Origin of the sequence: Mycolicibacterium smegmatis, assembly GCF_001457595.1 — a bacterium.
Lineage (GTDB): Bacteria > Actinomycetota > Actinomycetes > Mycobacteriales > Mycobacteriaceae > Mycobacterium > Mycobacterium smegmatis.
Window position 1 is genome coordinate 4,315,459 of sequence record NZ_LN831039.1, and the last position, 24,608, is coordinate 4,340,066.

The following is a 24,608-nucleotide window of genomic DNA, read 5'->3' on the forward strand; positions in this document are numbered from 1 at the left end:
GCAACAGTACCCATCGGCGATCTCGGACGCCCCGAGGCAGGTGCGGTCAGGTGGCCTGCAATGTCAACGGCGGACCGGGATCAGGCGAGAGCGGAACGTTGTGCCGCTGCAACAGCCACGACGCGATCTCGTGGAACAACGGCGCCGCCGAGGAGCCCGGCGATCCGTCGGCCGCGCGCTGCGGCGCGTCCATCATGATGCCGATCACGTACCTCGGATCGTCCGCGGGCGCGATACCCGCGAACGTGATCCAGTAGACGTCGTCGTAGTAGCAGCCGCACGCGGGGTTGATCTGCTGCGCGGTGCCGGTCTTGCCTGCGATCTGGTAGCCCTCGACCGCGGCCTGCGGACCGGTGCCCTGCTGCACACCCATCGGATCGCGCTGCACCACCGAACGGAACATCGAGCGCAGGGTGCGGGCGGTCTCCGGGCTGATCACCCGGATGCCTTCCGGCCGTTCCTCTTCGGTGACCGTGCCGTCAGGCGCGATGGTGGACTTGATGATCCGCGGCGGCACGCGCACGCCGTCGTTGGCGACGGTCTGGTACATCGCGGCCATCTGCAGCAGCGTCATCGAAAGCCCCTGCCCGATGGGCAGGTTGGAGAACGAGCTGCCCGACCACTGGTCGATCGGCGGCAGCAGTCCGGAGCTCTCGCCGGGCAGGCCGACGTTGGTACGCTGACCCAGCCCGAACTTGCGCAGCATCTCGTAGAACCGCTCGGGGCCGACGCGCTGCGCGAGCATGAGCGTGCCGACGTTGGACGACTTCCCGAAGACACCCGTGGTGGTGTACGGCATCACGCCGTGGTTCCACGCGTCGCGCACGGTGACACCGCCCATGTGGATCGAGCCGGGGACCTGCAGCACCTCGTCGGGGTTGGTCAGCCCGTTCTCGATCGCCGCCGCGGCGGTAACGATCTTGTTCACCGATCCGGGTTCGAACGGCGAGGACACCGACGGATTGCCCATCTGCCGGTCGGCCTGGCGGCCGATGTCCTGACTCGGGTCGAACGTGTTGTCGTTCGACATCGCCAGCACCTCACCGGTTTTGGCGTCGAGCACCACGGCCGAGACGTTCTTGGCGCCGGACGCATCCTTCGCCATCTGGACCTGCTGCTGCACGTGGTACTGGATGTCGTCGTCGATGGTCAGCTGGACCGTCGAGCCGTCGACCGCGTCGTGGCGGTTGCGGTAACTGCCGGGGATCACGACACCATCGGACCCGCGGTCGTAGGTCACCGAACCGTCGGTGCCCGCGAGCACGGCATCCAGCGAGTCCTCCAGGCCCAGCAGGCCGTGGCCGTCCCAGTCGATGCCGCCGATGATGTTGGCCGCGAGCGATCCGCCCGGGTACTGGCGCAGATCCTGTCGCTCCGAACCGACTTCGGGGAACTTGTCGGTGATCGCGTTGGCGATCGCGGGGTCGACCGCACGCGCGAGGTAGACGAAGGTCTCGTTGCTCTTGAGCTTCTTGAGCACGGTCTTGGCGTCCGGCGTGTTGTTCAGCCGTGCGGCAATCTCTTTGGCGATCTCGTTGAGCCGCTCGTCGGGGTTCGGCACGTCATCTGAGGTCGACGAGCCGGCCTCCTGGGCCTTGCGCCAGGCCTCGTCGAGCTGCTTGCGCACCCGGGTCGGCTGGAACGTCAGCGCCCTGGCCTCGATGGTGAACGCCAGCTTGTCGTTGTTGCGATCGATGATGCTGCCGCGGATTGCCGGCGTGATGTCGGTGACCTTGAGCTGGCTGGCCGCCTCGGCGCGCAGACCGGCCGCACGCGGCACCTGCAGCATGAACAACTGCACGGCGGCGATCACCAGCACCGCGAGGATCGCGAGGTTTCCGGTGCGGTGCCGGAACACGAAAGACGAACTGCGCAAACCGGCTTCGGCCTCGGACACGCGGGTACGCCGGGTCCGCGCCGACCGCGGCTGGTCCACCCGCGCCTTCTTGCGCGGTTGTGCAGGCGTCCGCGGACGGTCGCCCCGCCGGCTCATGCGACCGGGGCGACGGCCGGGCTGAAGTGCTCGACAGCCGTCGCAGGGTCGGGAACAGCGGGCTGGGCTCCCGGCAGGGCACCGAGCGGCGCACCTTGCGGCACGGCGCCGGGCAGCGGGGCGGGTGCCGGAACCTGCTGGGGTGCAGGAGTGTTCACCAGCGGCGCGGCCTGCTGGGGCGCCTGTGGCGTCGCCAACGGCACCTCGGCCGGTACCGGCATGGGCACCGCCATCGGCGCGGGCCCGGTCAGCGGGCCGATCACGGGTCCGGGGGCCTGGGGTTGCGCACCCGGCGCGACGTGCGGGGTCTCCCCCGGCACCGCGCCGGGAACACCCTGCACCGCTCCGGGGATCCCCGGAGCGGCCTGGATACCCGGCAGCCCCTGGAGGCCGGGGGCTTCGGGAACCCGAATCGGCACCTCACGAGGTTCGACGACGCGCGGCGCCGGCGGGGCGGGCGGCGGCGGTGGGGCGTCCGGGGGCAGCGGCGCGTTCAGCGGCGGTGGCGGAACACCTTCTGCGGGTTTGGGTGTGCCGACCACCACCCAGTTGCCCGTGGGATCCTGCACCAGGTGCGCGGTGTCACGTGACGGGATCATGCCCAGGTTGCGGGCCGCCTCGGCCAGCGCGGGGGCGGCCTGCGCCTCGAGCACGTCGCGCTCGAGGGCCTCTTTCTGTTGCAGCAGGCCCTGATTCACCTGGCGCGCGTGCCCCAGTTGGTACGAACGCTCGGCGGCACTGGTCGACAACCACAGTGTGATGCCGAGTCCGAGGCCCAGGGCGGCGATCACGAGCACCACGAACGGGACGCGCGCGACGAGCTCGCGCGGATTCAGTTCGATCGACGACAGCCGCAGCAGGATGCGTTCACGCAGCGGCGGCCGGACAACCTTGGGCGCCTTGGCCTTACGGGCCTTCGCACGTGCCTTGGCCTGGCTTGCGGTCTTGGGCCGCGCGGGCTCGGTCTTCTGCCGCGGGATCGGCCCGGTCTGCGGCGCCGAGCGCAGCGGGCGCTGCGGTTCCCGGCTCGGCCTGCGCTTGCGCGGCGGCGCCTCGGCACTCCCCCGCGCGACCCCCGGCTGACGCTTACCGCGCCTGCGGTCGGCGTCACGGACCGGTCCTGGTCGCTTCGCCTTCATCAGCTGCCCCTTCCCCCAACCTTTTCAAGTGCTCGCAGTCGCACCGGGGCGCTACGTGGATTTCGCTCGATCTCTTGTTCGTCGGCGCGCTCGGCGCCGCGGGTGACGGCCACGAATTCCGGTTCGTGGCCCGGTAGTTCCATGGGCAGGCCGGGCGGCGTCCGTGACGCGGTGACCGTGCTGAAGGCCTGCTTGACGATGCGGTCCTCCAGCGACTGGTAGGCCATCACCACGATCCGGCCACCGGGACGCAACGCCGCCAGCGCGGCAGGTATGGCCGCGCGCAGCGAATCGAGTTCGGCGTTCACCGCTATCCGCAGGGCCTGGAAGGTGCGCTTGGCCGGATGGCCGCCGGTGCGCCGCGCGGGAGCGGGGATCGCCTCGTACAACAACTCGACGAGTTCGGAGGTCGTGGTGAACGGCTGCTTGGCACGTCGGCGCACGATCTTGTCGGCGATGCGGCCGGCGAACCGTTCCTCGCCGTAGTCGCGCAGGATTCGGGTGAGCGTCTTCGCGTCGTAGGTGTTGACGATCTCGGCGGCGGTGAGCAGCGCGTCGGGGTCCATCCGCATGTCCAGCGGTGCGTCCGCGGAGTACGAGAAGCCCCGCTGTTTCTGGTCGAGCTGCATCGACGACACGCCGAGGTCGAACAACACGCCGTCGATCCGGCGGACACCGGCTTCGGCGAGGGCGGACGTGATGCCGTCGTAGCGCGTGCGGACCAGCGTCACCCGGTCGCCGAACGGAGCGAGCCGGTCACCGGCGATCGCCAGCGCATTGGGGTCCCGGTCGAGTCCGATGAGGCGCAGCGCCGGGAAGTCGGTGAGGAACCGCTCCGAGTGACCGCCGGCTCCGAGGGTCGCGTCGACGAGCACCGCTTCGGTGCCGTCGGGATCGGTACGCGTCAGGGCAGGGGCGAGCAGTTCGACGCAACGGTCCAAGAGAACCGGGATATGTCCGTGATCCGGATCGTTCGTCACTGAACACACCTCCGCAACGTCTCCGCACTGGACCGCCCCTGCACCGGGGTCTCTGTCCGAATCAACGGACCTGGCGTTGGGGAAGTACGCCAGGGCCAATTCGGGCAGAGGCCGCGTTGCACGGGCTAGGTCCAGGCCCACCTGGTGAAAGGTCGCATCAGATGATGTCGCGCAGAGTTTCATCGGTGGCCGCGGAGAAGTTCTCTTCGTGGGCTTGCTGGTACTCCTGCCAGGCTTGTGCGTCCCAGATCTCCAGGTAGTCGACGGAGCCGATCACCACGCAGTCCTTGGAGAGGTTCGCGTAGCGACGGTGATCCGCCGACAGCGTGATACGGCCCTGCGCATCGGGATGCTGCTCGTCGGTTGCGGCGGCCAGGCTGCGCAGGAAGGCGCGTGCCTCCGGATTGCTCCGGGAAGCCTGCGACGCACGCCGGGCCAGTTTCTCGAACTCATCGCGGGGATACACGGCAAGGCTGTGATCTTGGCTCTTGGTGACCATCAACCCTCCTGCCAGTGCGTCGCGAAATTTGGCGGGCAGTGTGAGCCGCCCCTTGTCATCGAGCTTGGGCGTGTAGGTACCCAGGAACACCTGAGCCACCTCCCGCCACCCGGTTCGGATTCCGAGTCGCTTCGCCCTCCCCGAACGGGGTTCCGATCTCCCCGTCGACCGCCACTTTACCCCACGATCCCCCACTTTGCTCCATTTGGCGCCACCGATTGGCGATTCCGCCCCACGTTCACCCCCTTCCGCACCACTCCGCAGGCGGAGTTTCGGGTGAGAAGTTGCGAGGTTGCGATAAACCCGCAGGTGAGAGCGCCCGCGACTGCGGTGGGGCGAAGTGGGGGCGAAAGTGGGGACGCTGCCGAATCGTTATCCAGCACGACGCGACACGGCCCCGAAAAACTGCGCTGGGCGTCGCTCCGGCGTGTCGCCGGGCGCTTCGAGGGGCCGATTCACGGACGGGTGGGGCCGGGTGGGGCGACCCGTGGGGAAAGGTGGGGAGAGTCGGGGACGTTCACCATGCTCGGGCGCGCAGACCCGGACGCCATCGAGGGCATGAAAAAGGGGCAGCCCTCGCGGACCACCCCTGAGCCGTTGGCGCCTTGCCGGTCAGTTGTCGAAGCGCCGGCGGAAACGGTCTTCCATGCGGTTGGTGAACGACCCACCGCCGCGCTGCTTGCGCTGTCGTGTCGGACCGGACGGCGCCGAGGACTTGTCGACGCCACCGGCGACGCGCGGGCCGGTGATGGCGAACACCACGCCGCCGAACATCACGATGAAACCTATGACCGAGAGGATCGGGAATCCGCCGATCATCAAAGCCTTGACTGCGACACCGGTGACCAGCATCGCCAGACCGAGAACGAACAAACCCGCGCCGTAGATCCTGCGACGCGCCGAGGGCGCGCGTAGAGTCCCACCCCGAACGCTCGACGCGAACTTGGGATCCTCGGCATAGAGCGCGCTCTCGATCTGATCGAGCATGCGCTGCTCATGATCGGAGAGTGGCATTCGTCCCTCCTTGCCGACGCGACCGTCGCTCCGTAAATGTCCACCGGTGCCCGCCATTACGGACACCTAACAATAATGATACGAGGTCGATCCGAGCCGTACCACCTTGTTCAGCATCGATTGTAGGCGTTCGCTGGGAGTGTGACGGCCATCCGCCCAGCCTGATAATGGCTCCAGATAATGAGTAGGGCAGGACTCACATGAGCGCACACCCCGTGTGCCCGTGAACTCGAGGACTTTGGCGGCAACGGAGGCGATGGCGGCGATGGCGACGTATCTCATTGATCTGTCGCCCGAGGACATGCAGCGCCGACTCCCCGACGCGCTGCGGGTCTACGTCGACGCGATGCGCTACCCCCGCGGCACCGAAGAACAGCGCGCGGCCCTGTGGCTCGAACACACCCGTAGGCAGGGTTGGAAAGCCGTGGCGGCAGTCGAATTCGGAACCGACGACGGGTCGCACCCCGAGACGCCGTCGCGCGACGATCTCGTCGCCGCCCCGCTGCTGGGCATCGCCTACGGCTACTGCGGCGCCCCGGATCAGTGGTGGCAACAACAGGTGGTCTCCGGGCTGCACCGCATCGGAGCGACCCGCGAACAGATCGCCGAGCTGATGTCGAGCTACTTCGAGCTGACCGAACTGCACATCGAACCACGGGCTCAGGGACGCGGACTCGGCGAGGCACTGGTCCGCCGGCTACTCGCCGACCGTGGTGAATCTCACGTGTTGTTGTCGACACCCGAGATCAACGGCGAGGCCAATCGGGCCTGGCGTCTGTACCGGCGCCTGGGGTTCACCGACGTGATCCGCGGCTACCACTTTGCCGGCGACCCCCGCGCGTTCGCGATCCTCGGCCGGCCCCTGCCCCTGTAGGCCACACGCGCTTCCTGTCGAACCGAGGCGGCCCGATCTGGCACGATGACCTCCGTGCGCGTCCGTCGACCCAGCCGCAGCCGACGCAGGCTGCTCGTGTTGGTGATGTTGCTGCTGCTGGTGTTGCCGACGGCGGTCGGCTGCGTCCGGATCCGGGCCTCCATCACGGTGTCGCCCGACGACCGGGTGTCCGGGCAGATCATCGCTGCGGCCAAACCCAGCGACGCCGACGACAAGGGTCCGCAGCTGGTCAACAACCTGCCGTTCGCGCACAAGGTCGCGGTGTCGGAGTACAGCCGCGACGATTACGTCGGCTCTCAGGCCGTGTTCTCCGATCTGTCGTTCGCCGAGGTGCCGCAGCTGGCCGCGCTGAGCCGTGACGCCGCCGGTGTCGACATCTCGCTGCGCCGCGCGGGCGACCTCGTGATCCTCGAAGGCCGCGTCGACCTCACGTCGATGAACGACCCGGAGGCCGACGTGCTGCTGACGGTGTCGTTCCCCGGCGACGTGACCTCGACCAACGGCGATCAGGTGACGTCGTCGATCGTGGAATGGAAACTGCGCCCCGGCGTCGTGAGCACCATGAACGCGCAGGCCCGCTACACCGACCCCAGCGCGCGATCGTTCACCACGGCGGCGATCTGGCTGGTCATCGCTGCTTTCGTGGTCGCGAGCGTGGTCGCCGGCCTGGCCTACGTGAGCCGCGACCAGTCTCCCAAACCGGGCGAGCCGGCGCCCACCGAAACGTGACGGCGACCGACCGCCGGGCTGCCCGATCTCGTTTCCGCCATCCTCGCCTACTCCTGACCCGGTACGACGCTTTACCCTGGATGGGCTCGGGGGCACTGGCAACACACCTGGCAACACATAGAGAAAGGGGCGGGCGCTGAGCGTGGATACAGCGGCACCGTCAGCCGTCGAGTTGGCCGGCGCCGTCACCGAACAGCTGCGCGAGTACCTGCGCGAACGTCGCAGTGACTGCGCATACATCGGTCCGGTGTACGCCGAACTGACCGCAGGAGTCGAGGAGTTCGTCCTGCGCGGCGGTAAACGTGTGCGGCCCGCGTTCGCCTACTGGGGCTGGCGCTCGGTGATCGAACCGGCCGACGCAGTGGCCGGTCCCGACGTGCTGCGCCTGTTCTCGGCGCTCGAGCTGCTGCAGGCCTGCGCGCTGATCCACGACGACGTCATCGACGACTCCGCGACGCGCCGCGGCCTGCCGACCGTGCACCGGTTGTTCACCGAACAGCACCACGAGCGCGGCTGGCTCGGTTCGGAACGGCAGTTCGGCCTCTCGGCGGCCATCCTCGCCGGCGACCTCGCACTGTCCTGGGCCGACGACATCGTGGCCGGCGCCGACCTGCCCGTCGACGCGCACCGGCGCGTTCAGACGGTGTGGCGCCACATCCGCACCGAGGTGCTCGGTGGCCAGTATCTCGACATCGTCACCGAATCCAGCGGCGACGAGTCGGTGGCCTCGGCGCTCAACGTCAACACCTTCAAGACCGCCTCCTACACCGTGGCGCGTCCGCTGCAGCTCGGTGCGGCCGCGGCCGCCGACCGGCCGGACGTGCAGGAGCTCTTCCACCGCATCGGCAACGACCTCGGTGTCGCGTTCCAGCTGCGCGACGACGTGCTCGGTGTGTTCGGCGACCCCGCCGTGACCGGCAAGCCCTCGGGCGACGACCTGCGGTCCGGCAAGCGCACGGTGCTGCTCGCCGAGGCGCTGGAACTGGCCGATGCGTCCGATCCTGCGGCCGCGGCGCTGCTGCGCCGCTCGGTCGGCACCGAACTGTCCGACACACAGGTGCGCGAACTGTGCGACGCGATCGAATCGGTCGGTGCGCTGGCCGCCGTCGAACAGCGCATCGAGACGCTCACCCGCGACGCCCTCGACGTGCTCGCGGCCGCGAATGTCCACCCGCAGGCCAAGGCCGGCCTGTCCGAGCTCGCCCGATCGGCCGCCAACCGCACGGCCTAGACGCCGGGCTCGACAGTCCACACCATGACACCGACGGAAACCCACAAACCGAACCCCGGCCTGGCCGAGCACGTTTCGCGCCTGGCCGCCTTCGCCGTGTCCGCAGAGGCGCGTCCGGCACGCCTGGGCTGCCTCGGCGCCACCGTGCTGACCATCGGCGGCCTCGGCGCGGGCAGCACACGCCTGCACGATCCGCTGCTGGAATCGCTGCACCTGTCGTGGTTGCGGTTCGGGCACGGCCTGGTGGTGTCGTCGATCCTGCTGTGGACCGGTGTCGCGCTCATGCTCATCGCGTGGCTGTGGCTGGGACGGCGCGTGATCGACCGCACCGCAACCGAGTACACGATGGTCGCCACCACCGGGTTCTGGCTGGCGCCGCTGCTGCTCTCGGTGCCGCTGTTCAGCCGTGACACGTACTCCTACCTGGCGCAGGGCGCGCTGCTGCGCGACGGTTTCGACCCGTATGTGGTGGGCCCGGTCGAGAACCCGAACTCGTTGTTGGAGAACGTGAGTCCGATCTGGACCACGACCACCGCGCCGTACGGGCCCGCGTTCATCCTGGTGGCGAAGTTCGTCACCATGCTGGTGGGCAACGACGTGGTGGCAGGCACGATGCTGCTGCGGCTGTGCATGCTGCCCGGCCTGTTGCTGCTGATCTGGGCGGCACCGCGGGTGGCCCGCCACGTCGGCGCCAACGCCGCGGCAGCGCTGTGGATCTGCGTGCTCAACCCGCTGGTGATCATCCACCTCATGGGCGGGGTCCACAACGAGATGCTCATGGTGGGCCTGATGATGGCCGCGATCGCGCTGACCTTCGCGGGCCGCCCGATCTGGGGCGTCGGCCTGATAGCCACCGCGGTCGCGGTGAAAGCCACGGCGGGCCTGGCGCTTCCGTTCATGGTGTGGGTGTGGATGCGTCAGCTCCGCGACCGCCACGACATGCCGCCGGTACGCGCGTTCGTGGTGTCCACGGCGGCGTCGGTGCTGATCTTCGGCGCGGTGTTCGCGGTGCTGTCGTGGGTTGCCGGGGTGGGGCTGGGCTGGCTGACCGCGCTGGCCGGTTCGGTGAAGATCATCAACTGGCTGACCGTGCCGACCGCGGCGTCCAACCTCATCAACGCCATCGGCGGGTTGTTCTTCTCCGTCAACTTCTACGCGGTACTCGAGGTCGCGCGCATCATCGGCATCGCGGCCATCGTCATCGCGCTGCCGCTGTTGTGGTGGCGCTACCGCCACACCGATCGTGAGGCGCTCACCGGGATCGCGCTGGCGATGGTGGTCGTGGTGCTGTTCGTGCCCGCCGCGCTCCCCTGGTACTACACCTGGCCGCTGGCCGTCGCCGCGGCCCTGGTGCAGACCCGGCCCGGCATCGCGGCGATCGCCGGGTTCTCGACGTGGATCATGGTCATGTGGAAACCCGATGGCGCCCACGGCATGTACTCATGGGCCCACGTGCTGCTGACGACGGCGTGCGCTGTCGCGGCGTGGTACTCGCTGTACCGGGCGCCGGAGAGCGCTGAGGCGACGGCGAGCCGTCAATAGGCCACGACGGCGAGCCGTCAATAGGCCATCGCCTGGGCGCGGCGGATCACCTCACGCGCCTGGTGCGAGTGCAGCGCGTCGACCGGACGCGCGTTGGTCAGGCGCTCGGTGCTGCCGTCGCGCGTGATGGTCAGCGACTCGTCCGGGGTGAACAACCAGCGCAGGATCTCGTTGGTGCGGTAGCCGCCGTCACGCAGGACGACCAGCAACCCCGGCAGTGACTTGACCACGTGGCCCGCGTCGTCGAAGAAGATCTTGGGCACGGCGACCACACCGTTTCGCCGCACGGCCACCAGATGGCCGTCGCGCAGCTGCTGGTGGACTTTGGTGACCGGGATACCGAGGATGTCGGCCACGGTCGGAAGGTCATAGACGGCCTCGTCTGGATCCAGAACGTCATCGGCGGCCGGAATACTGCTCACCGCACTGATTCTAGGCTGCCGCCCGGGACTCGTAACATGTGTTCGGTGGAGCAGCAATCGGATCCGCTCGTCGGCAGCCTGCTGGACGGGCGGTACCGCGTGGACATGCCCATCGCGACAGGTGGCATGTCGACGGTGTACCGGGGGCTCGACACGCGCCTGGACCGTCCGGTCGCGTTGAAGGTCATGGACTCGCGGTACGCCGGTGACGAGCACTTTCTCACCAGGTTCCAGCGCGAGGCGCGCGCCGTGGCCAGGCTCAAGGCGCCCGGCCTGGTGGCGGTGTACGACCAGGGTCTCGACCGCCGGTCGGAGCGCCAGTACCCGTTTCTGGTGATGGAACTCATCGAGGGCGGCACACTCCGCGAACTGCTCACCGAACGCGGCCCGATGCCCCCGCACGCGGTCGCCGCGGTGCTCGAGCCCGTCCTGGGCGGGCTCGCGGTCGCGCACCGCAACGGCCTGGTGCACCGCGACATCAAACCCGAGAACGTGCTGATCTCCGACGACGGCGAGGTCAAGATCGCCGACTTCGGGTTGGTGCGCGCGGTCGCCGAGGCCAAAATCACTTCCACCAGCGTGATATTGGGCACCGCGGCCTACCTGTCGCCCGAGCAGGTCGCGACCGGCGACGCCGATCCCCGCAGCGACGTCTACGCCGTCGGGATCCTGACCTTCGAACTGCTCACCGGCACCACGCCGTTCACCGGCGACAGCGCACTGGCCGTCGCCTATCAGCGCATGGATCACGACGTGCCGCCTCCCAGTACCCGGATCGCCGGTGTGCCAAGGCAATTCGACGATCTGGTGCGCCGGGCCGCTACGCGCGACCCGGCAGGCCGCTACGCCGACGCCGGCGAGATGGGCGCCGCGCTCGACGTCATCATCGACGAGCTGGGCCTGCCACCGTTTCGGGTGCCCGCGCCGCGCAACTCGGCGCAGCACCTCGCGGCGACGCGGTTCCACAACCGTCCGCGACCGGATCTGGAGACCACGGCCGAGGTCGCCCCGCCGCCTCCGCCGGTGCCCGCGGCCGCGCCGCGACAGCACACCAGGGAGATCACGCGTGACCAGCAGGACTGGGCGCCGATCCCCGCCGCCCCCGACGATGACGAGTACACCGACGAGTACGACGAATACGACTATTCAACGGTGTCAGGGCAATTCGCGGGCATCGACATGACCGAGTTCTACTGGGCGCGCCAGCGTGCCAAGCGCATGGTGCTGATCTGGGTGATCGCGGTGCTCACGGTCACCGGCCTGACCGCAGCGGCGGCCTGGACCCTGGGCAGCAACATCGCCACCCTGATCCAGTGATCGCGGGGCATCTCCCCCTGCCTAATCGCGGAGCATCTCCGCGACCAAGAACGCGAGTTCAAGGCTCTGCTGGGTGTTGAGACGCGGATCGCACGCGGTCTCGTAGCGGCCGGCCAGGTCGGAATCCGAAATGTCCTGTGCCCCACCGAGACATTCGGTGACGTTTTCGCCGGTGATCTCGACGTGGATGCCGCCGGGATGCGTGCCCAGCGCGTGGTGCACCTCGAAAAAGCCCTGCACCTCGTCGACGATGCGGTCGAAGTGCCTGGTCTTGTACCCCGTGGACGACTCATGGGTGTTGCCGTGCATCGGGTCGCACTGCCAGATCACCTGATGTCCGGTGGCCTGCACCTTCTCGATGATCGGCGGCAGCAGGTCGCGCACCTTGTTGTTGCCCATGCGGGTCACGAGCGTCAGCCGGCCCGGTTCGTTGTTCGGGTCAAGGCGCTCGACGTACTCGACGGCGAGTTCCGGCGTGGTGGTCGGACCGAGCTTGACGCCGATCGGGTTGGCGATCACCTCGGCGAACGCGACGTGCGCGCCGTCGAGTTGCCGTGTGCGCTCACCGATCCACAGGTAGTGCGCCGACTGGTCGTACAGCTTGGCCGCACCGTCGGTCTCGGCCGGGTTGGACAGGCGCAGCATCGCGCGCTCGTAGTCGAGCACCAGGGCCTCGTGGCTCGCGAAGATCTCGGCGGTCTGCAGGTTGCGGTCGGCGACACCGCAGGCCGACATGAAGTTCAGGCCGCGGTCGATCTCACCGGCCAGCGCCTCGTAACGCGCTCCGGCGGGCGACGTGCGGACGAATTCGCGGTTCCACTCGTGCACCAGATGCAGCGACGCCAGCCCCGACGAGGTCAGCGCACGCATCAGGTTCATCGCCGCGCTCGCGTTGGCGTACGCGCGCACCAGACGCGACGGATCGTGTTCGCGGGCCGCGGCGTCGGGGGCGAAACCGTTGATCATGTCGCCGCGGTAGGACTTGAGCCCCAGCGCGTCGACGTCGGAGGACCGCGGCTTGGCGTACTGCCCGGCGATGCGGGCAACCTTCACCACCGGCATGCTCGCGCCGTAGGTCAGTACCACCGCCATCTGCAGCAGCGTGCGGATGTTGGCGCGGATGTGCGGTTCGGTGTTGTCGACGAAGGTCTCGGCGCAGTCACCGCCCTGCAGCAGGAACGCCTTGCCCTGCGCGACGTCGGCGAGCAGACCCTTGAGCTTCTCGATCTCCGACGGCACGGTGACCGGCGGCACGCTCTCCAGGACCGTGCGCATGGCCTTGGCGGCATCGGGGTCCCAGCTGGGCTGCTGGACAGCCGGCTTGGCCAGTGCCGAATCCAGCCGTTGCCGAAGCTCGTCGGACAGCGGCGGCAAAGGCGGTAGCTGGTCGATGGGGATGTCGACGGTCCAGTTCACCCGTTCATGGTAACTGCCGGTAAAGCGCGGTTTTGTGAGCCTGCGTGATGAGCTGGAAGCGCTCCAGGTTGTGGCGTGCGTCGACCAGCGCGTCGTGCGCATCGGTCGGCCGCGCTGGCATGCGAGGTGACCCGTGGTCCTCCCAGAACTGGCGCAGTTCGCGGGTGAACCGCGGCATGGCGGGCGGTAGGTCGGTCATCGGCCCCCACAGCTGGCACAGCACGACGTGGTCGTAGGCCCCCACCCAGGCCCACAGCTCGATGGGCTCGTCGCCGTCGATGCCGAAGAACTCTTCGAGTTCGGCGCGGATCTGCCGGCGCGAGCGCCACAGCTTCGACGACGGCGACGGCAGCTTGGGCAGCACGTGCTTGCGAACCCACCGGCCGGCCCGGTCGGGGTTGAACTCCGTGGAGATCGCGTAGTACTCGCGTCCGTCCTCGGCGGCGACGCCGATCGAGATCAGGTCGATCGTGCGTCCGTCGTCGATGAACTCGGTGTCGTAGAAGTACCGCATGAACCAGTTCGCCTCGTCCGTTCCGTCCTAGCTTCGATCCGGGCCTCGATCTTGGCGTCGATCCCGGCCCCGGGTGCGGGCGCGGCGTGGATCTCCCGGTCCAGTTGCTCATCGACCGCCGCATCATCGGGAAACCTCGGCATCCCGGTGATGGCGTCCTGCAGCCACAGTTTGGCCTGCACCACCGGACGCCGCAGCCATCGTTCCCGCTCGAGCGCGCGGTGCATCTTGCGGGGTCGTTTCGTGTAGCGCCACCGGGCCCACGGCGCGTGCGGCCGTGACAACCGGATGGCACCGATGACCAGCAACGGGGTGATGAACATTCCCACCAGACCCGTCCACACCTTGCCCTTGAGCAGTACGACGACCGCCAGCAACAGCGTAACCACCGCGAGCAGGACCACCGCGGCGCGCGCCAGCCAGCTGGGATCCTCGCGCCAGATGTCGACGTCGAAGAACGACAGCGGGTTGAATCCCAGGATCAGCAGGCCGGCCACGGCCACCGCAGCGAACACCGCGTCGACCGAGGTGCGGCCGTCCTCGGACCAGTACACGTCGGACAGATGCAGGATCAGCGCGAACTCGTCGAGCACGAGCGCGGCGCCGATGCCGAAGAACGTCGCGGCGACCGTGAACTCGGCCACCCCGCCGTTTACCGCCAAGGTCACCATGGTTACCCCGGAGACCATGACCAGCACGACACCGATCACGACGTGGTGGATGTGCATGGTGCCGTGCGCGATGTTGCGGGGCTGCCACCATCTGCGCGGCTGGTCGCTGTCGGCGTGGCTGCGGATGTAGCGCACCACGGTTCGGGTCACGAAGAAGGTGAGGATGAACGCCAGCAGGCAGCACACCAGCGGCAGGCGATCGCGTGGGACGAGATCGAGGTGGACGGTCGCTTGCACGATGTCAGAACTTACGCCCAAACAGGCGCGTCGCGGCCGTGGTTGCGGCTAGGCGCGGCGGCCACAGATAGTCTGTGTTGGAGATGAGTAAGCGGCAGTCGCCCCGCGGGGCTGGTTTGGCACCAACCATCGCGTGGCGGGTTTTTCAGCTGCTGACGCTGGCCGGGGTGCTGTGGGTCGGATGGCGGTTGCTGGGCCGCGTGCCCTACCGCATCGACATCGACGTGTACCGCATGGGTGGCCGAGCCTGGCTCGACGGCAGGCCACTTTACGCCGACGGAGCGATCTTCCACACCCAGGGCGGCCTCGATCTGCCGTTCACCTATCCCCCGCTCGCCGCGATCGCATTCGCTCCGTTCGCGTGGCTTTCGCTGCCGCTGGCGAGTTCGGCGATCACGGCGACGACGCTGGTGCTGCTGATCGTCGCCACCACGATCGTGCTGACGCGCCTCGACGTGTGGCCGCACACCACTGTCACCTCGGAACCGGCCTGGATGCGCCGCGCCTGGCTGGCCGCGGCGATGGTCGCGCCCGCGGTGATCTATCTCGAACCGATCCGGTCCAACTTCGAGTTCGGCCAGATCAACGTCGTGCTGATGACGCTGGTGATCGCCGACTGCGTGCCGCGGCGCACGCCGTGGCCACGCGGCCTGCTGCTGGGACTGGCCATCGCGCTCAAGCTGACCCCCGCGGTGTTCCTGCTGTACTTCCTGCTGCGCCGCGACATCCACACGCTGCTGCGGACCGCGGCAACGGCCGTCGTCGCATCCCTGGCGGGCTTCGCGCTGGCGTGGAGCGACTCGGTGGAGTACTGGACGGAGACCGTCCGCAACACCGACCGGATCGGCACCGCCACGCTGAACACCAACCAGAACATCGCCGGTGCGCTGGCCCGGCTGGGACTCGGTGAGAGCCCACGGTTCATCCTGTGGGTGCTGGCATGCTTCGCGGTGCTCGCGCTGACGGTGTGGGCGGTCCGACGCGCCCTGCGCGGTGACACCGCCGATCAGACCACCGAGGCGCCCGTGCTCACGCTCGTGTGCGTCGCGTTGTTCGGCTTGGTGGTCTCACCGGTGTCGTGGTCGCACCACTGGGTGTGGATGCTGCCGGTTCTGGTGGTGACCGCGGTACTGGCCTACCGCCGCCGCAGCGTCTGGTTCGCGGCGCTCACCGCGGCGGGCCTCGCGCTGACGGTGTGGACGCCGATCACGCTGCTGCCCGAGCACCGCGAGACCACGGCGTCGTTGTGGCGTCAGCTGGCGGGCGGGTCCTACGTGTGGTGGGCGTTCGCGGTGATCGTGGTGATCGGGCTGGTGTCGTCGTCACGCACGCACACCGGTGATGCTCACGAAACCGATGAGCCGCTCGTGCCGCTCGCACGCGGCGAGGCCGGCTGACCGGCCCGTTCAGGAATCAGCCCGCGGCGGCCTCGGGCAGTCGCGACGCCGGTTTGGCCGGCGCCGCGTCACCTGCCTTCTTCACGTCGGCGGCGTAGAGGTCGACGTACTCCTGCTCGGAGAGCCGCATGAGCTCGTACATGACCTCGTCGATGACGGCGCGTTCGATGAAGCGGTTACCCGCCAGGCCGTCGAAGCGCGAGAAGTCCATCGGCTTGCCGATGCGGACCTCGACGTGGCCGAACCGCAGGCCCTTGTGCCCGGGCGGGTTGACGACGTCGGTGCCGACCATCGCCACCGGGATCACCGGCACACCGGTCTGCAGCGCCAGGCGGGCCAGGCCCGTCTTGCCCTTGTAGAGCCTGCCGTCGGGCGAACGGGTGCCCTCGGGGTACATGCCGAGCAACTTGCCCTGATTGAGGATCCGCTCGGCGGTGTTCAGCGCGTCCTGCGCCGAATCGGCGTCGGTGCGGTCGATCGGCACCTGGCCGACGACCGTGTAGAACCACGCCAGGAAGCGGCCCTTGATCCCGGTGCCGGTGAAGTACTCCTTCTTGGCCAGGAACGTGATGCGGCGGCTGACCACGAGCGGGAGGTAGAAACTGTCCATCACCGCGAGGTGGTTGCTGGCCAGGATCGCCGGGCCGTCGGCCGGGATGTTCTCCAGCCCAGTGACTTTCGGCCTACCGATGAGGGCCAGCAAGGGTCCCAACAGGACGAACTTGAAAATCCAGTACCACATGGACCCCTCCACCTAGATGCACCGGGCGGCGCTCTGCGACAACTTTACCCACGCGATGTTGGACCGACCACAGGACCGCTGTTGCTGCGATCCGCGTCCCGGCGGGTCATTCCTCGACCGTAACCGGGATGGGCTGGTAGCGGCCCGGCCCCGCACCCGGTCCGGATGTCGGCGGGGTTTCGTCGGGTCCGGGTCCCGGCCCGTCGTCGCCCGGTCCCGGGCCGGGACCGTCGGTGTCCCCTCCCGGACCCGTGTCGTCGAGCAGTGCGCGGATCACCGCGAGCAAAGCGACGCTGTGCTCGGCGATCACGCCCAGCAAAGGGTGCTCCTCGCCGTTTACGACGGCTGCCAGCGCACACACCGGACACCACACCTGCTGGCATCTGCCGGGACCCTGCGCCGCCGCGGCCGCGGCGCGCGCGGCGGCCATGCGCACGGCGGGGTCGAGCCGGTCGAGGATGGCCTGCGCGAGTTGACGAAGTTCCGGCCCGAGGTCGGGATGAGCCCCAGTCATACCGGCCACACCTCCGGATTCGGACGGAATCGCACCGTCAGCTGACTGCCCCGCAACGAGGCGTCCACGACGATGCACCGTCGCAGGACAGACGCCAACCGTACACGGCGCCGCATGGCGCCGACTCCGATGATCAAGTCGTCGTCGACCCGGCCCAGCGTCAGCGCGGCTGAATCGACCTGCGGCAACTCCAACCGCATCCGGTACACGGCTTCGAGTCCGGAACCGGATTCGCGGTCCACGATCGGCTTCAGCGGCCCTGGCGGGGGCGCGCCGTCGCGGCGCCGCGCTGCTTCGAGCAGCTCTGCGAGCGCCTTGGGCCCGATCGGCTCGCCCGCCAGGTGCGGCACCAGCACGAGCGACACGTCACCGATCGTGGCGTCGAGTTCGTCGAGCACGGCCTGCTGCTCGGAGATGCGCTCGGTGTACCAGTCGAATGCGGGATGCGCGGGCAAGTTGTGGTACTCGAACGAATCATCCTGAACCAAAATCTGATTGACGAGCAGTTCGGCCACCTCGACACCCATGAGCGCGAGCGAGCCCAGTGTGCGGGCCGCCTCGGCCGCGACCACCCGCTCGGGGGTGAGCACCAGGTGGGCGCTGACGCGCGAGCCGTCGGTGAGCAGCGAACCGACCCTGCGCAGGCCCGCGTCGATGCGCTCCATGAGCGCGACGATCGTCGCGGTGGCCGCGTCGACGGTGCCGGACAGGCGGCGGTGCCGGGGCCACGCGCGCTCCAGGTACAGACCGAACGTCTCGGGCAGGGTGAGCATGCGCAACGCGTCGGCGGTGGAGGCGCAGTCCACCACGACGTGATCCCACTGCCCCGACTCGGCGAGCTCGCCGACCTCGTAGAGACCCAGCACCTCCTGGATGCCCGGGAGAGCCGAGAGCTCTTCCGGTGCAACGCTTCCCAGATCGGATTCACCAAAACGTGCCGACAGCGTCTCGGCGACCTCCACCCACCGCGCCTCGAGCAGTGCGAGCGTGTCCAGGGCCAGGGCGTCGAGGAACCCGCCGGTCTCCGAACCGGTGTCCATGTCGGCGAGCACGCGCGTCGGCGCCCGCTCCCCCGTCGGCGCCAGCTCGATGCCCAGTACGTCGCCCGTGGAATGCGCCTGGTCGGTCGACACGATGAGCACCCGCTGACCCGCCTGCGCGTCGCGCACCGCGGTGGCCGTCGCCAGCGTCGACTTACCGACACCGCCCTTGCCGACGAACAGGCTGATCCGGGCGGGTACCGACGGGCTCTCAGGCGGCGGGATCGGCGGCACTCACCGCACCTCGGCCCGCTTCTTGAGGTCCTTGAGCGCGGTGTCGGTGAGCCTGCGCTCGGCCTTGCGTTTGAGCAGTCCGATCATCGGGACGACCAGATCCACCGAGAGCTCATAGGTCACCTCGGTGCCGGATCCCTTGGGCGACAGCCGATAAGCCCCGTTGAGCGAGCGCAACAGCGAACTCGACACCAGAGACCAGGTCACCGAGGTCCGATCGGGCGGCCACACGTACTCCAGCACCATCGTGTCCTTGAGGACCGCGGCGTCGAGCACCAGCCGGGCCTTCTTGGGATTGCCGTTGACATCGACCTCGAGCACCTCGGTCTCCTTGTACTCGGCAACCCACTCCGGATACGAACCGATGTCGGCGATGACATCCATCACCGTCTTCGGATCGGCTTCGATGTAGATGGTCTGCGCAGTTTTGTCCGCCACCTGCACGCCCTTCTCCCCCGTTGCGCCGGAGGTACACGACCTGTCCTGGGCCCTACCGGGAAATCTACCCTCCCGTAACGAACTCGACCCGTCTCAGGCCCGCGGCGACACTCCGACGGGCCTTCCGGCCTCCAGCCGCTGCTTGATCTCGAAGGACATCACCTTGCCCGCGACGCGGCGCCGGTGGTTCATCTTCGCCATATCCATACGTGCCAACGCCCTGGCGGTGACGGCCGACGGCTCGGCATGCAGGAAGTAGTGCAGGATCACGCCGTCGAGGACCTCCTCGAGCCAGATCTCCATGGTCCCGGTCAACGCGCCGGTCACGGTCCAGCGGTGCCCTTTTTCCGCGCGGTCCTCCACGACGGTCAGCCGCAGGTCCGGCCACCACCGGCGCCAACTCGCGGTGTCGGCCACCGCCGCGCCGACCGCGGCCGGATCGGCGGCGATGAAGGTCTCGTCGGCGATCTGAATGCTGTTCATCGCGAATAGCTTCACACATGCGCCGCCATTGGCCCATAGCGGCCGACTAGGCTGACCGCAAAGCACCGAGCAAAAGCCTGGAGGGCAGACAGTGCGTGAGGACAGCATTCCCGCATCGTTCACCGTCGGCGAGTACGACAACGTGGCCGGCTGCGTATACGCCCACGAGACCGACGACCCGGACCACGTGATCCTGCGCCGCCTGGTGGACGGGACGTGGACCGATGTGACCTGCGCACAGGCCGCCGCCCAGATCCGTTCGGCGGCTTTGGGTTTGATCGCCGAAGGCATTCAGCCCGGCGACCGGGTGGCCATCCTGTCGGCCACCCGCTACGAGTGGCCGATCATCGACTTCGCGATCCTGTCCATCGGCGCGGTGACCGTCCCGATCTACGAGACCTCGGCCGCTGAGCAGGTGCGTTTCGTGCTCGAGAACTCCGAGTCGGTCCTCGTGTTCGCCGAGACCGATGCCCATGCCGACAAGGTCGAGCAACTCAGGGATCAGTTGCCCGCACTGCGCAAGGTGTTCCGCATCGACGGCTCCGGCACCCCGGCTCTCGACGCACTCGCCGAGGCGGGCAAGGACGTCGACCCGGCTGAACTGGACAAGCGCCTGGCCAACATCAAGTCGTCTGATCCGGCCACGCTGATCTACACCTCGGGCACCACCGGCCAGCCCAAGGGCTGCCAGCTCACGCATTCGAACCTGCTTTACGAGATCCGCGGGCAGAAGGAGTGCTTCCCCGATCACCTGGCCAAGGGTGAGCGGATCCTGGTGTTCCTTCCGCTGGCGCACGTGCTGGCCCGCGCCATCACGATCGGCGCGTTCGCCAACAAGGTCACGCTCGGCTTCACCAGCGACATCAAGAACCTGGTCCCGATGTTCGGGGTGTTCAAGCCGACGCTGGTGATCTCGGTCCCGCGCGTGTTCGAGAAGGTCTACAACACCGCCGAGCAGAATGCCCGCAACGACGGCAAGGGCAAGATCTTCGAGATCGCCGCCGAGACCGCCATCGAGTTCAGCAAGGCCCAGGACAAGGGCGGCCCAGGCCTGCTGCTGCGCGTCAAGCACGCGGTGTTCGACAAGCTGGTCTACGGCAAGCTGCGCGCCGCGCTGGGCGGCGAGTGCCACGCCGCGATCTCCGGCGGCGCGCCGCTGGGCGAACGGCTCGGCCACTTCTACCGCGGTGTCGGCCTGAGCATCTACGAGGGTTACGGGCTCACCGAGACCAGCGCCGCGATCACCGTGAACCGGCTCAACGACCTCAAGGTCGGATCGGTCGGAAGGCTCGTCCCCGGCAACAGCATGCGCATCGCCGACGACGGCGAGCTGCTGGTCAAGGGCGGCGTGGTGTTCAACGGCTACTGGAAGAACGAGGACGAGACCAAGGCCGTGATCGACGCCGACGGCTGGTTCCACACCGGTGACCTCGGCGCCATCGACGACAACGGGTTCCTCACCATCGTCGGCCGCAAGAAGGAGATCATCGTGACCGCGGGCGGCAAGAACGTCGCCCCCGCACTGCTCGAAGACCGGCTGCGCGCGCACCCGCTGATCAGCCAGGCCATGGCAGTCGGCGACAAACAGCCGTTCATCGCCGCGCTCATCACGATCGACCCCGAGGCGTTCCCCGCCTGGAAGGAACGCAACGCCAAGAGCGCGAGCGCCACAGTGGCCGAATTGGCCGAGGACCCGGACCTGATCGCCGAGATCAACCTCGCGGTCAAGGAGGCCAATCAGGCCGTCTCCAACGCCGAGGCGATCCGCAAGTTCCGCATCCTGCCGGTCGACTTCACCGAGGACACCGGAGAACTCACCCCGACGCTGAAGGTCAAGCGCAAGGTGGTGGCCGAGAAGTTCGCCACCGACATCGCGGCGCTCTACGCCTGACGCGCCTCGCGTCGGCCCGAGAGCAGTTCGGCGAGGCGGGCGCCCCGCGTCCGCCACTGCCAGTTGTCCAGCGCCCAGTGCCTGCCCGCGACGCCCATCGCGGCCGCGCGGCGCGGATCGGCGAGCAGATCGCCGACGGCCGTGGTGATCGCGTCGACATCGGTTCCGTCGACGACAGTTCCGGTCTTGCCGTCCAGCACGGTCTCGGGTGCGCCGCCGGACCGCCCCGCCACCACCGGCACGCCGCATGCCGAGGCCTCCAGGTAGACGATCCCGAGGCCCTCGACGTCCAGACCGGCGCCGCGCGTGCGGCACGGCATCGCGAACACGTCGGCCATCGCGTGGTGTGCGGGTAGCTCCTCGGCGGGGATTCCGCGCGTGAACACGACGTGCTCGGCCACGCCCAGGTCGGACGCCATGCGCTGCAACGTCTCCAGGTACGGTCCGCCGCCCACGATGGCCAGCGCGGTGTCGGGCACCCGCCTGCGCAGTTCGGGCAGCGCCCGGATCAGCATGTCTTGCCCCTTGCGCGGTACGAGCCGCGAAAGGCACACCACCACCGGCCGGTCCCCCAGGCCGTAGCGTTCGCGCATCCGCGCGCGGGCGTCCGGGTCGGGCGCGAACCGGTCGGTGTCGACGCCGGGCGGCAGGTGCTCCAGCGCCGCGGACGGGCCGAAGGCCGACGCGAAGCGGCTGCGCGTGTAGCGGCTGACGAACGTCACCACGTCGGCGTCGTTGCCGATTCGGCGCAGTGCGGTGCGCGCGACGGGCAGCATCGACCAGCCGACCTCGTGCCCGTGGGTGGACGCCACGATGCGTCTGGCCCCGGCCCGGCGGGCCAGCGGTCCCAGCAGCGCGAGCGGCGCCGCGGCACCGAACCACACGGTCTCGATGTCGTGCTCGCCGATGAGCCGCTTCATGCGGGATGCGACCGTCGGCTCGGGCAGCATGAGCGTCGTCGGATGGCGTACGACGCGGTAGCCGCTCCGGGCGGCCTTCTCGTCGTACTCTTCAGCACCCTTCCACTTGGGCGCGTACACCGTGAGCTCGTGGGTGCGGACCAGTTCGCCGACGAAAGCCTCCAGATACGACTGGATCCCGCCGCGTCGCGGTGGAAAGTCGTTGGTGACCAACAACACCCGGGTCATCGCACGGTCTCTTTACCCATCGGCGATCAGGCTAGCCGCTCATCCAGCGCCGCCACCCGTCGACCACCGCGTCGAGTTCGGCGCCCAGACTGGTCCGCACCGCGGTCGCGATGTCCGGATGGTCGAAGCCGCAGGCCCGCACGTACAGGTCACGCAGTTTTGCGGGCCCGTACGCGTCGGCCACGTAGCGGGTGAACCACCAGGCCCGGTCGTACGCCGTCGAACGGGTCGAGCCGGGCGTGTCGAGATCGGCGTCGGTGGGCAGCCTCGCGAGCATCTGCGCAGCCTGTGGCCCCGGCCGCGGCGCGTCGGGCCGCGCCACGTAGTCGGCAACCCCCTCGGTGAGCCAGCGGGGCGCGTCGTACGCCGTGACCGACCGGGCCGCGTAGTGGAACAGTTCGTGTCGCAGGACGATCCGCAACGCGGCCGGGCTCATGGTCGCCGCGCCGGGGGCGAAGACGATGCGGTCGGCCGTGGTGATCGCGGCGATGTCGGCGCCCACACCGCCGAGCACGCGGAACTGCTCGGGCGTGCCTGCCACGGCGATGTCGATCTCCCGCGGCCAGTCCGGACCCCAGAACGCGGTCACGGCGTCGGCCGCGCCGAGTAGCTCGTCGCGGATGCGGTCGAGCAGCACGTCGGTCTGTGGTCCGCCGAGGGTCAACAGGCGTGCGGTACGGCCGTCGGGCAGCGTGAATGTCTGCACGGGCGCGGCGTCGGCCGGTGCACTCGTCGCGCTCACGGGCGGGTGGGGTTGCTGCCCGGCACTCGGCGGGTTCGACGCGGTGCCGAGCAGGGCGACCGCCAGGCCGAGTTCGACCAGCAGCACAAGCCCGAGGATCCGTGTCGGTATACGCCTCAGAAGCCGCGCGGGAAACGCATGCCGGCCACGGCCGGGATCACTGGGATCAGTAACGGCGGACGTTGTAGATGGGCGCATTGTTGACCGGGGCGACCCGAACCGGGGAGCCGTAGGTCGACGCGTGCACCATCATTCCGTCTCCGATGTAGATACCGACGTGCGATGCGTCCGAGTAATAGGTCACCAGGTCGCCCGGCTGGATGTTGTCCATCGAGACGGGCTGGCCTCCGCGTGCCAGCGCCTGGCTGGAGTGCGGCAGCGAGATGCCCGCTTGCTGGAACGACCACATCACCAGACCCGAGCAGTCGAAGGCGTTGGGGCCGGAGCCACCCCACGAGTACGGCGAGCCGATGCGGCTGAGCGCCGCCTGGATCACCGTGTTGGACACCGGGCTCGGTCCGCCCGGGATCGCCGCGTCCGGCGGAGCGATGTCGCCCGGCGGGATGCCCTCGGGCGGAGCTGCGATCACGCCGGGATCGTTGGCCGGTGGCAACGCATCCGGGCCGGGCGCCGGCGGCGCGGCGGGAGGCGGCGGCGCGGTCGCGAGCGCCTCGCGCTGCTGTGGTGTGAGCGCCTCGTACTGCGACTTGACGATGGCGATCTGCACCTGCAGCTGACTTTGCTTGGATTGCAGTTCGGCGCGCACTGCGGCAGCCTGCTCGGCCGCGGTCTTGGCTTCGGCGGCCGATTTTGCCGATGCCTGCTCTGCTGCGGCGGCCTTTTCGCCCACCGAGCGGAAGTTCTGCATCTGCGTGGCCATCTCGGTGGCCATCACCCGCTGCACCGCGAGCTGGTCGATCAGCTGCTGCGGGGAGTCGGCCGTGAGGATCGCGTCGACGCCGGAGGTGCGACCACCCATGTACTGCGCTGCAGCAACACGGTTCACCGAAGCCTGGAACGTTGCCAGCTGCGCGCGCGCCTGCTCGGCGGCTGCCGCGTCTTCGGAGTGCTTCTTCTCGGCCGCCTGCTGCGCTGCCAGCTTGTTGTCCAGGTCGAGCTGCGCCGAGTGCATGGCCTCGGTGGTCTGCTCAGCCTGCCGGGACAGCTCGTTGAGCTTTGCCAGCGCGTCGTCGGCGGGGTCGGCCTGCACACTTCCCGCGAGAAGACCAGCGCCTAACGCCAGACTCGCTATCGCACCTGCTATGGGTCGCTTGAAACGACTTGTGGGCCGATGCGCGCGAGCGTGCCTCAAGTTTTCGTCCTCACAACTGGTGTCAGCGAGCCGCTTCGAAGCTGCTATTTGGTCTCGGATAGGTTACG

24 protein-coding genes are annotated in these 24,608 nt (G+C 68.6%); 7 read left to right on the forward strand and 17 right to left on the reverse strand.

What is annotated here, in order from left to right; translation table 11 throughout:
- Positions 1-46: 46 nt before the first annotated feature.
- From AT701_RS20710 to AT701_RS20730, 5 genes are all read right to left on the reverse strand, one after another.
- The gene (locus AT701_RS20710; RefSeq protein WP_058126503.1) at positions 47-1,993 is read right to left on the reverse strand and encodes a peptidoglycan D,D-transpeptidase FtsI family protein; all 1,947 of its coding nucleotides are present in this window, start codon (positions 1,991-1,993) and stop codon (positions 47-49) included.
- Positions 1,990-3,132, reverse strand: a complete 1,143-nt coding sequence (ftsL, locus tag AT701_RS20715) for a cell division protein FtsL (protein WP_011729662.1) — start codon at positions 3,130-3,132, stop codon at positions 1,990-1,992. The genes AT701_RS20710 and ftsL overlap by 4 nt, the downstream gene beginning before the upstream one ends.
- Positions 3,132-4,295 (reverse strand): 16S rRNA (cytosine(1402)-N(4))-methyltransferase RsmH, encoded by a 1,164-nt coding sequence (rsmH, locus tag AT701_RS20720; protein WP_228095653.1) that lies wholly within the window; start codon positions 4,293-4,295, stop codon positions 3,132-3,134. The genes ftsL and rsmH overlap by 1 nt, the downstream gene beginning before the upstream one ends.
- Entirely contained in the window at positions 4,270-4,701 is a 432-nt protein-coding gene (mraZ, locus tag AT701_RS20725) for a division/cell wall cluster transcriptional repressor MraZ (protein WP_011729664.1), read from the reverse strand. Before mraZ ends, rsmH begins: the two co-directional genes overlap by 26 nt.
- Positions 4,702-5,223: 522 nt before the next feature.
- The gene (locus AT701_RS20730; protein ID WP_011729665.1) at positions 5,224-5,625 is read right to left on the reverse strand and encodes an SCO2097 family morphological protein; all 402 of its coding nucleotides are present in this window, start codon (positions 5,623-5,625) and stop codon (positions 5,224-5,226) included.
- Between the two features lie 265 nt (positions 5,626-5,890).
- Here AT701_RS20730 and AT701_RS20735 point away from each other — a divergent pair, with 265 nt between their 5' ends.
- From AT701_RS20735 to AT701_RS20750, 4 genes are all read left to right on the forward strand, one after another.
- Positions 5,891-6,499, forward strand: coding sequence for a GNAT family N-acetyltransferase (locus AT701_RS20735; protein ID WP_003895631.1), 609 nt, complete (start codon positions 5,891-5,893; stop codon positions 6,497-6,499).
- A gap of 45 nt (positions 6,500-6,544) precedes the next feature.
- On the forward strand, positions 6,545-7,249 hold the full coding sequence (locus tag AT701_RS20740; RefSeq protein ID WP_014877979.1) for an LppM family (lipo)protein: 705 nt from the start codon (positions 6,545-6,547) through the stop codon (positions 7,247-7,249).
- Positions 7,250-7,391: 142 nt separating this feature from the next.
- Positions 7,392-8,480, forward strand: a complete 1,089-nt coding sequence (gene idsA2 / locus AT701_RS20745; protein ID WP_011729667.1) for a bifunctional (2E,6E)-farnesyl/geranyl diphosphate synthase — start codon at positions 7,392-7,394, stop codon at positions 8,478-8,480.
- A gap of 24 nt (positions 8,481-8,504) precedes the next feature.
- Positions 8,505-10,022: an alpha-(1->6)-mannopyranosyltransferase A gene (locus AT701_RS20750; protein ID WP_011729668.1), complete on the forward strand. Its 1,518-nt coding sequence runs from the start codon at positions 8,505-8,507 to the stop codon at positions 10,020-10,022.
- 17 nt (positions 10,023-10,039) lie between these two features.
- Here the strand turns inward: AT701_RS20750 and AT701_RS20755 are convergent, their stop codons facing one another.
- Complete coding sequence (locus AT701_RS20755) at positions 10,040-10,444, reverse strand: Rv2175c family DNA-binding protein (RefSeq protein ID WP_058126504.1); 405 nt, start codon at positions 10,442-10,444, stop codon at positions 10,040-10,042.
- 36 nt (positions 10,445-10,480) lie between these two features.
- On the opposite strand from AT701_RS20755, the gene AT701_RS20760 reads away from it, so the two are divergent.
- Positions 10,481-11,761, forward strand: coding sequence for a protein kinase domain-containing protein (locus tag AT701_RS20760; RefSeq protein ID WP_058126505.1), 1,281 nt, complete (start codon positions 10,481-10,483; stop codon positions 11,759-11,761).
- Positions 11,762-11,782: 21 nt separating this feature from the next.
- On the opposite strand, the gene AT701_RS20765 is transcribed toward AT701_RS20760, so the two are convergent.
- Genes AT701_RS20765 through AT701_RS20775 form a run of 3 tightly spaced genes read right to left on the reverse strand, consistent with a single transcriptional unit; the run spans position 11,783 to position 14,599 of the window.
- Complete coding sequence (locus tag AT701_RS20765; RefSeq protein ID WP_003895637.1) at positions 11,783-13,177, reverse strand: class II 3-deoxy-7-phosphoheptulonate synthase; 1,395 nt, start codon at positions 13,175-13,177, stop codon at positions 11,783-11,785.
- 4 nt (positions 13,178-13,181) lie between these two features.
- Complete coding sequence (locus AT701_RS20770) at positions 13,182-13,691, reverse strand: polyadenylate-specific 3'-exoribonuclease AS (protein ID WP_058126506.1); 510 nt, start codon at positions 13,689-13,691, stop codon at positions 13,182-13,184.
- Entirely contained in the window at positions 13,637-14,599 is a 963-nt protein-coding gene (locus AT701_RS20775) for a membrane protein (protein ID WP_011729672.1), read from the reverse strand. Before AT701_RS20775 ends, AT701_RS20770 begins: the two co-directional genes overlap by 55 nt.
- Before the next feature lie 83 nt (positions 14,600-14,682).
- Between AT701_RS20775 and AT701_RS20780 the strand changes: the two genes are divergently transcribed.
- Positions 14,683-15,996, forward strand: a complete 1,314-nt coding sequence (locus AT701_RS20780; protein ID WP_058126507.1) for a glycosyltransferase 87 family protein — start codon at positions 14,683-14,685, stop codon at positions 15,994-15,996.
- A gap of 16 nt (positions 15,997-16,012) precedes the next feature.
- Here AT701_RS20780 and AT701_RS20785 read toward each other — a convergent pair whose 3' ends face one another.
- The 5 genes from AT701_RS20785 to AT701_RS20805 all read right to left on the reverse strand — a co-directional run bounded on the left by AT701_RS20785 (position 16,013) and on the right by AT701_RS20805 (position 19,447).
- The gene (locus tag AT701_RS20785) at positions 16,013-16,738 is read right to left on the reverse strand and encodes a lysophospholipid acyltransferase family protein (RefSeq protein WP_003895641.1); all 726 of its coding nucleotides are present in this window, start codon (positions 16,736-16,738) and stop codon (positions 16,013-16,015) included.
- A gap of 106 nt (positions 16,739-16,844) precedes the next feature.
- Positions 16,845-17,252 (reverse strand): hypothetical protein, encoded by a 408-nt coding sequence (locus AT701_RS20790; protein ID WP_003895642.1) that lies wholly within the window; start codon positions 17,250-17,252, stop codon positions 16,845-16,847.
- Positions 17,249-18,526 carry an ArsA family ATPase gene (locus tag AT701_RS20795; protein WP_058126508.1) on the reverse strand — a complete coding sequence of 426 codons (1,278 nt, stop codon included), beginning with the start codon at positions 18,524-18,526 and terminating at the stop codon, positions 17,249-17,251. Before AT701_RS20795 ends, AT701_RS20790 begins: the two co-directional genes overlap by 4 nt.
- Positions 18,527-18,964: an SRPBCC family protein gene (locus AT701_RS20800; RefSeq protein WP_058127688.1), complete on the reverse strand. Its 438-nt coding sequence runs from the start codon at positions 18,962-18,964 to the stop codon at positions 18,527-18,529.
- 93 nt (positions 18,965-19,057) lie between these two features.
- Positions 19,058-19,447 (reverse strand): hypothetical protein, encoded by a 390-nt coding sequence (locus tag AT701_RS20805; protein WP_011729677.1) that lies wholly within the window; start codon positions 19,445-19,447, stop codon positions 19,058-19,060.
- A gap of 91 nt (positions 19,448-19,538) precedes the next feature.
- Between AT701_RS20805 and AT701_RS20810 the strand changes: the two genes are divergently transcribed.
- The gene (locus AT701_RS20810; RefSeq protein ID WP_058126509.1) at positions 19,539-21,338 is read left to right on the forward strand and encodes an AMP-dependent synthetase/ligase; all 1,800 of its coding nucleotides are present in this window, start codon (positions 19,539-19,541) and stop codon (positions 21,336-21,338) included.
- Here the strand turns inward: AT701_RS20810 and pimB are convergent.
- The 3 genes from pimB to ripC form a co-directional block, all read right to left on the reverse strand.
- On the reverse strand, positions 21,329-22,486 hold the full coding sequence (pimB, locus tag AT701_RS20815; RefSeq protein WP_014877983.1) for a GDP-mannose-dependent alpha-(1-6)-phosphatidylinositol monomannoside mannosyltransferase: 1,158 nt from the start codon (positions 22,484-22,486) through the stop codon (positions 21,329-21,331). The genes AT701_RS20810 and pimB overlap by 10 nt on opposite strands.
- A gap of 31 nt (positions 22,487-22,517) precedes the next feature.
- On the reverse strand, positions 22,518-23,315 hold the full coding sequence (locus AT701_RS20820) for a peptidase (protein ID WP_011729680.1): 798 nt from the start codon (positions 23,313-23,315) through the stop codon (positions 22,518-22,520).
- Between the two features lie 79 nt (positions 23,316-23,394).
- Positions 23,395-24,540: a peptidoglycan hydrolase RipC gene (gene ripC / locus AT701_RS20825; RefSeq protein WP_058126510.1), complete on the reverse strand. Its 1,146-nt coding sequence runs from the start codon at positions 24,538-24,540 to the stop codon at positions 23,395-23,397.
- Positions 24,541-24,608 lie beyond the last annotated feature (68 nt).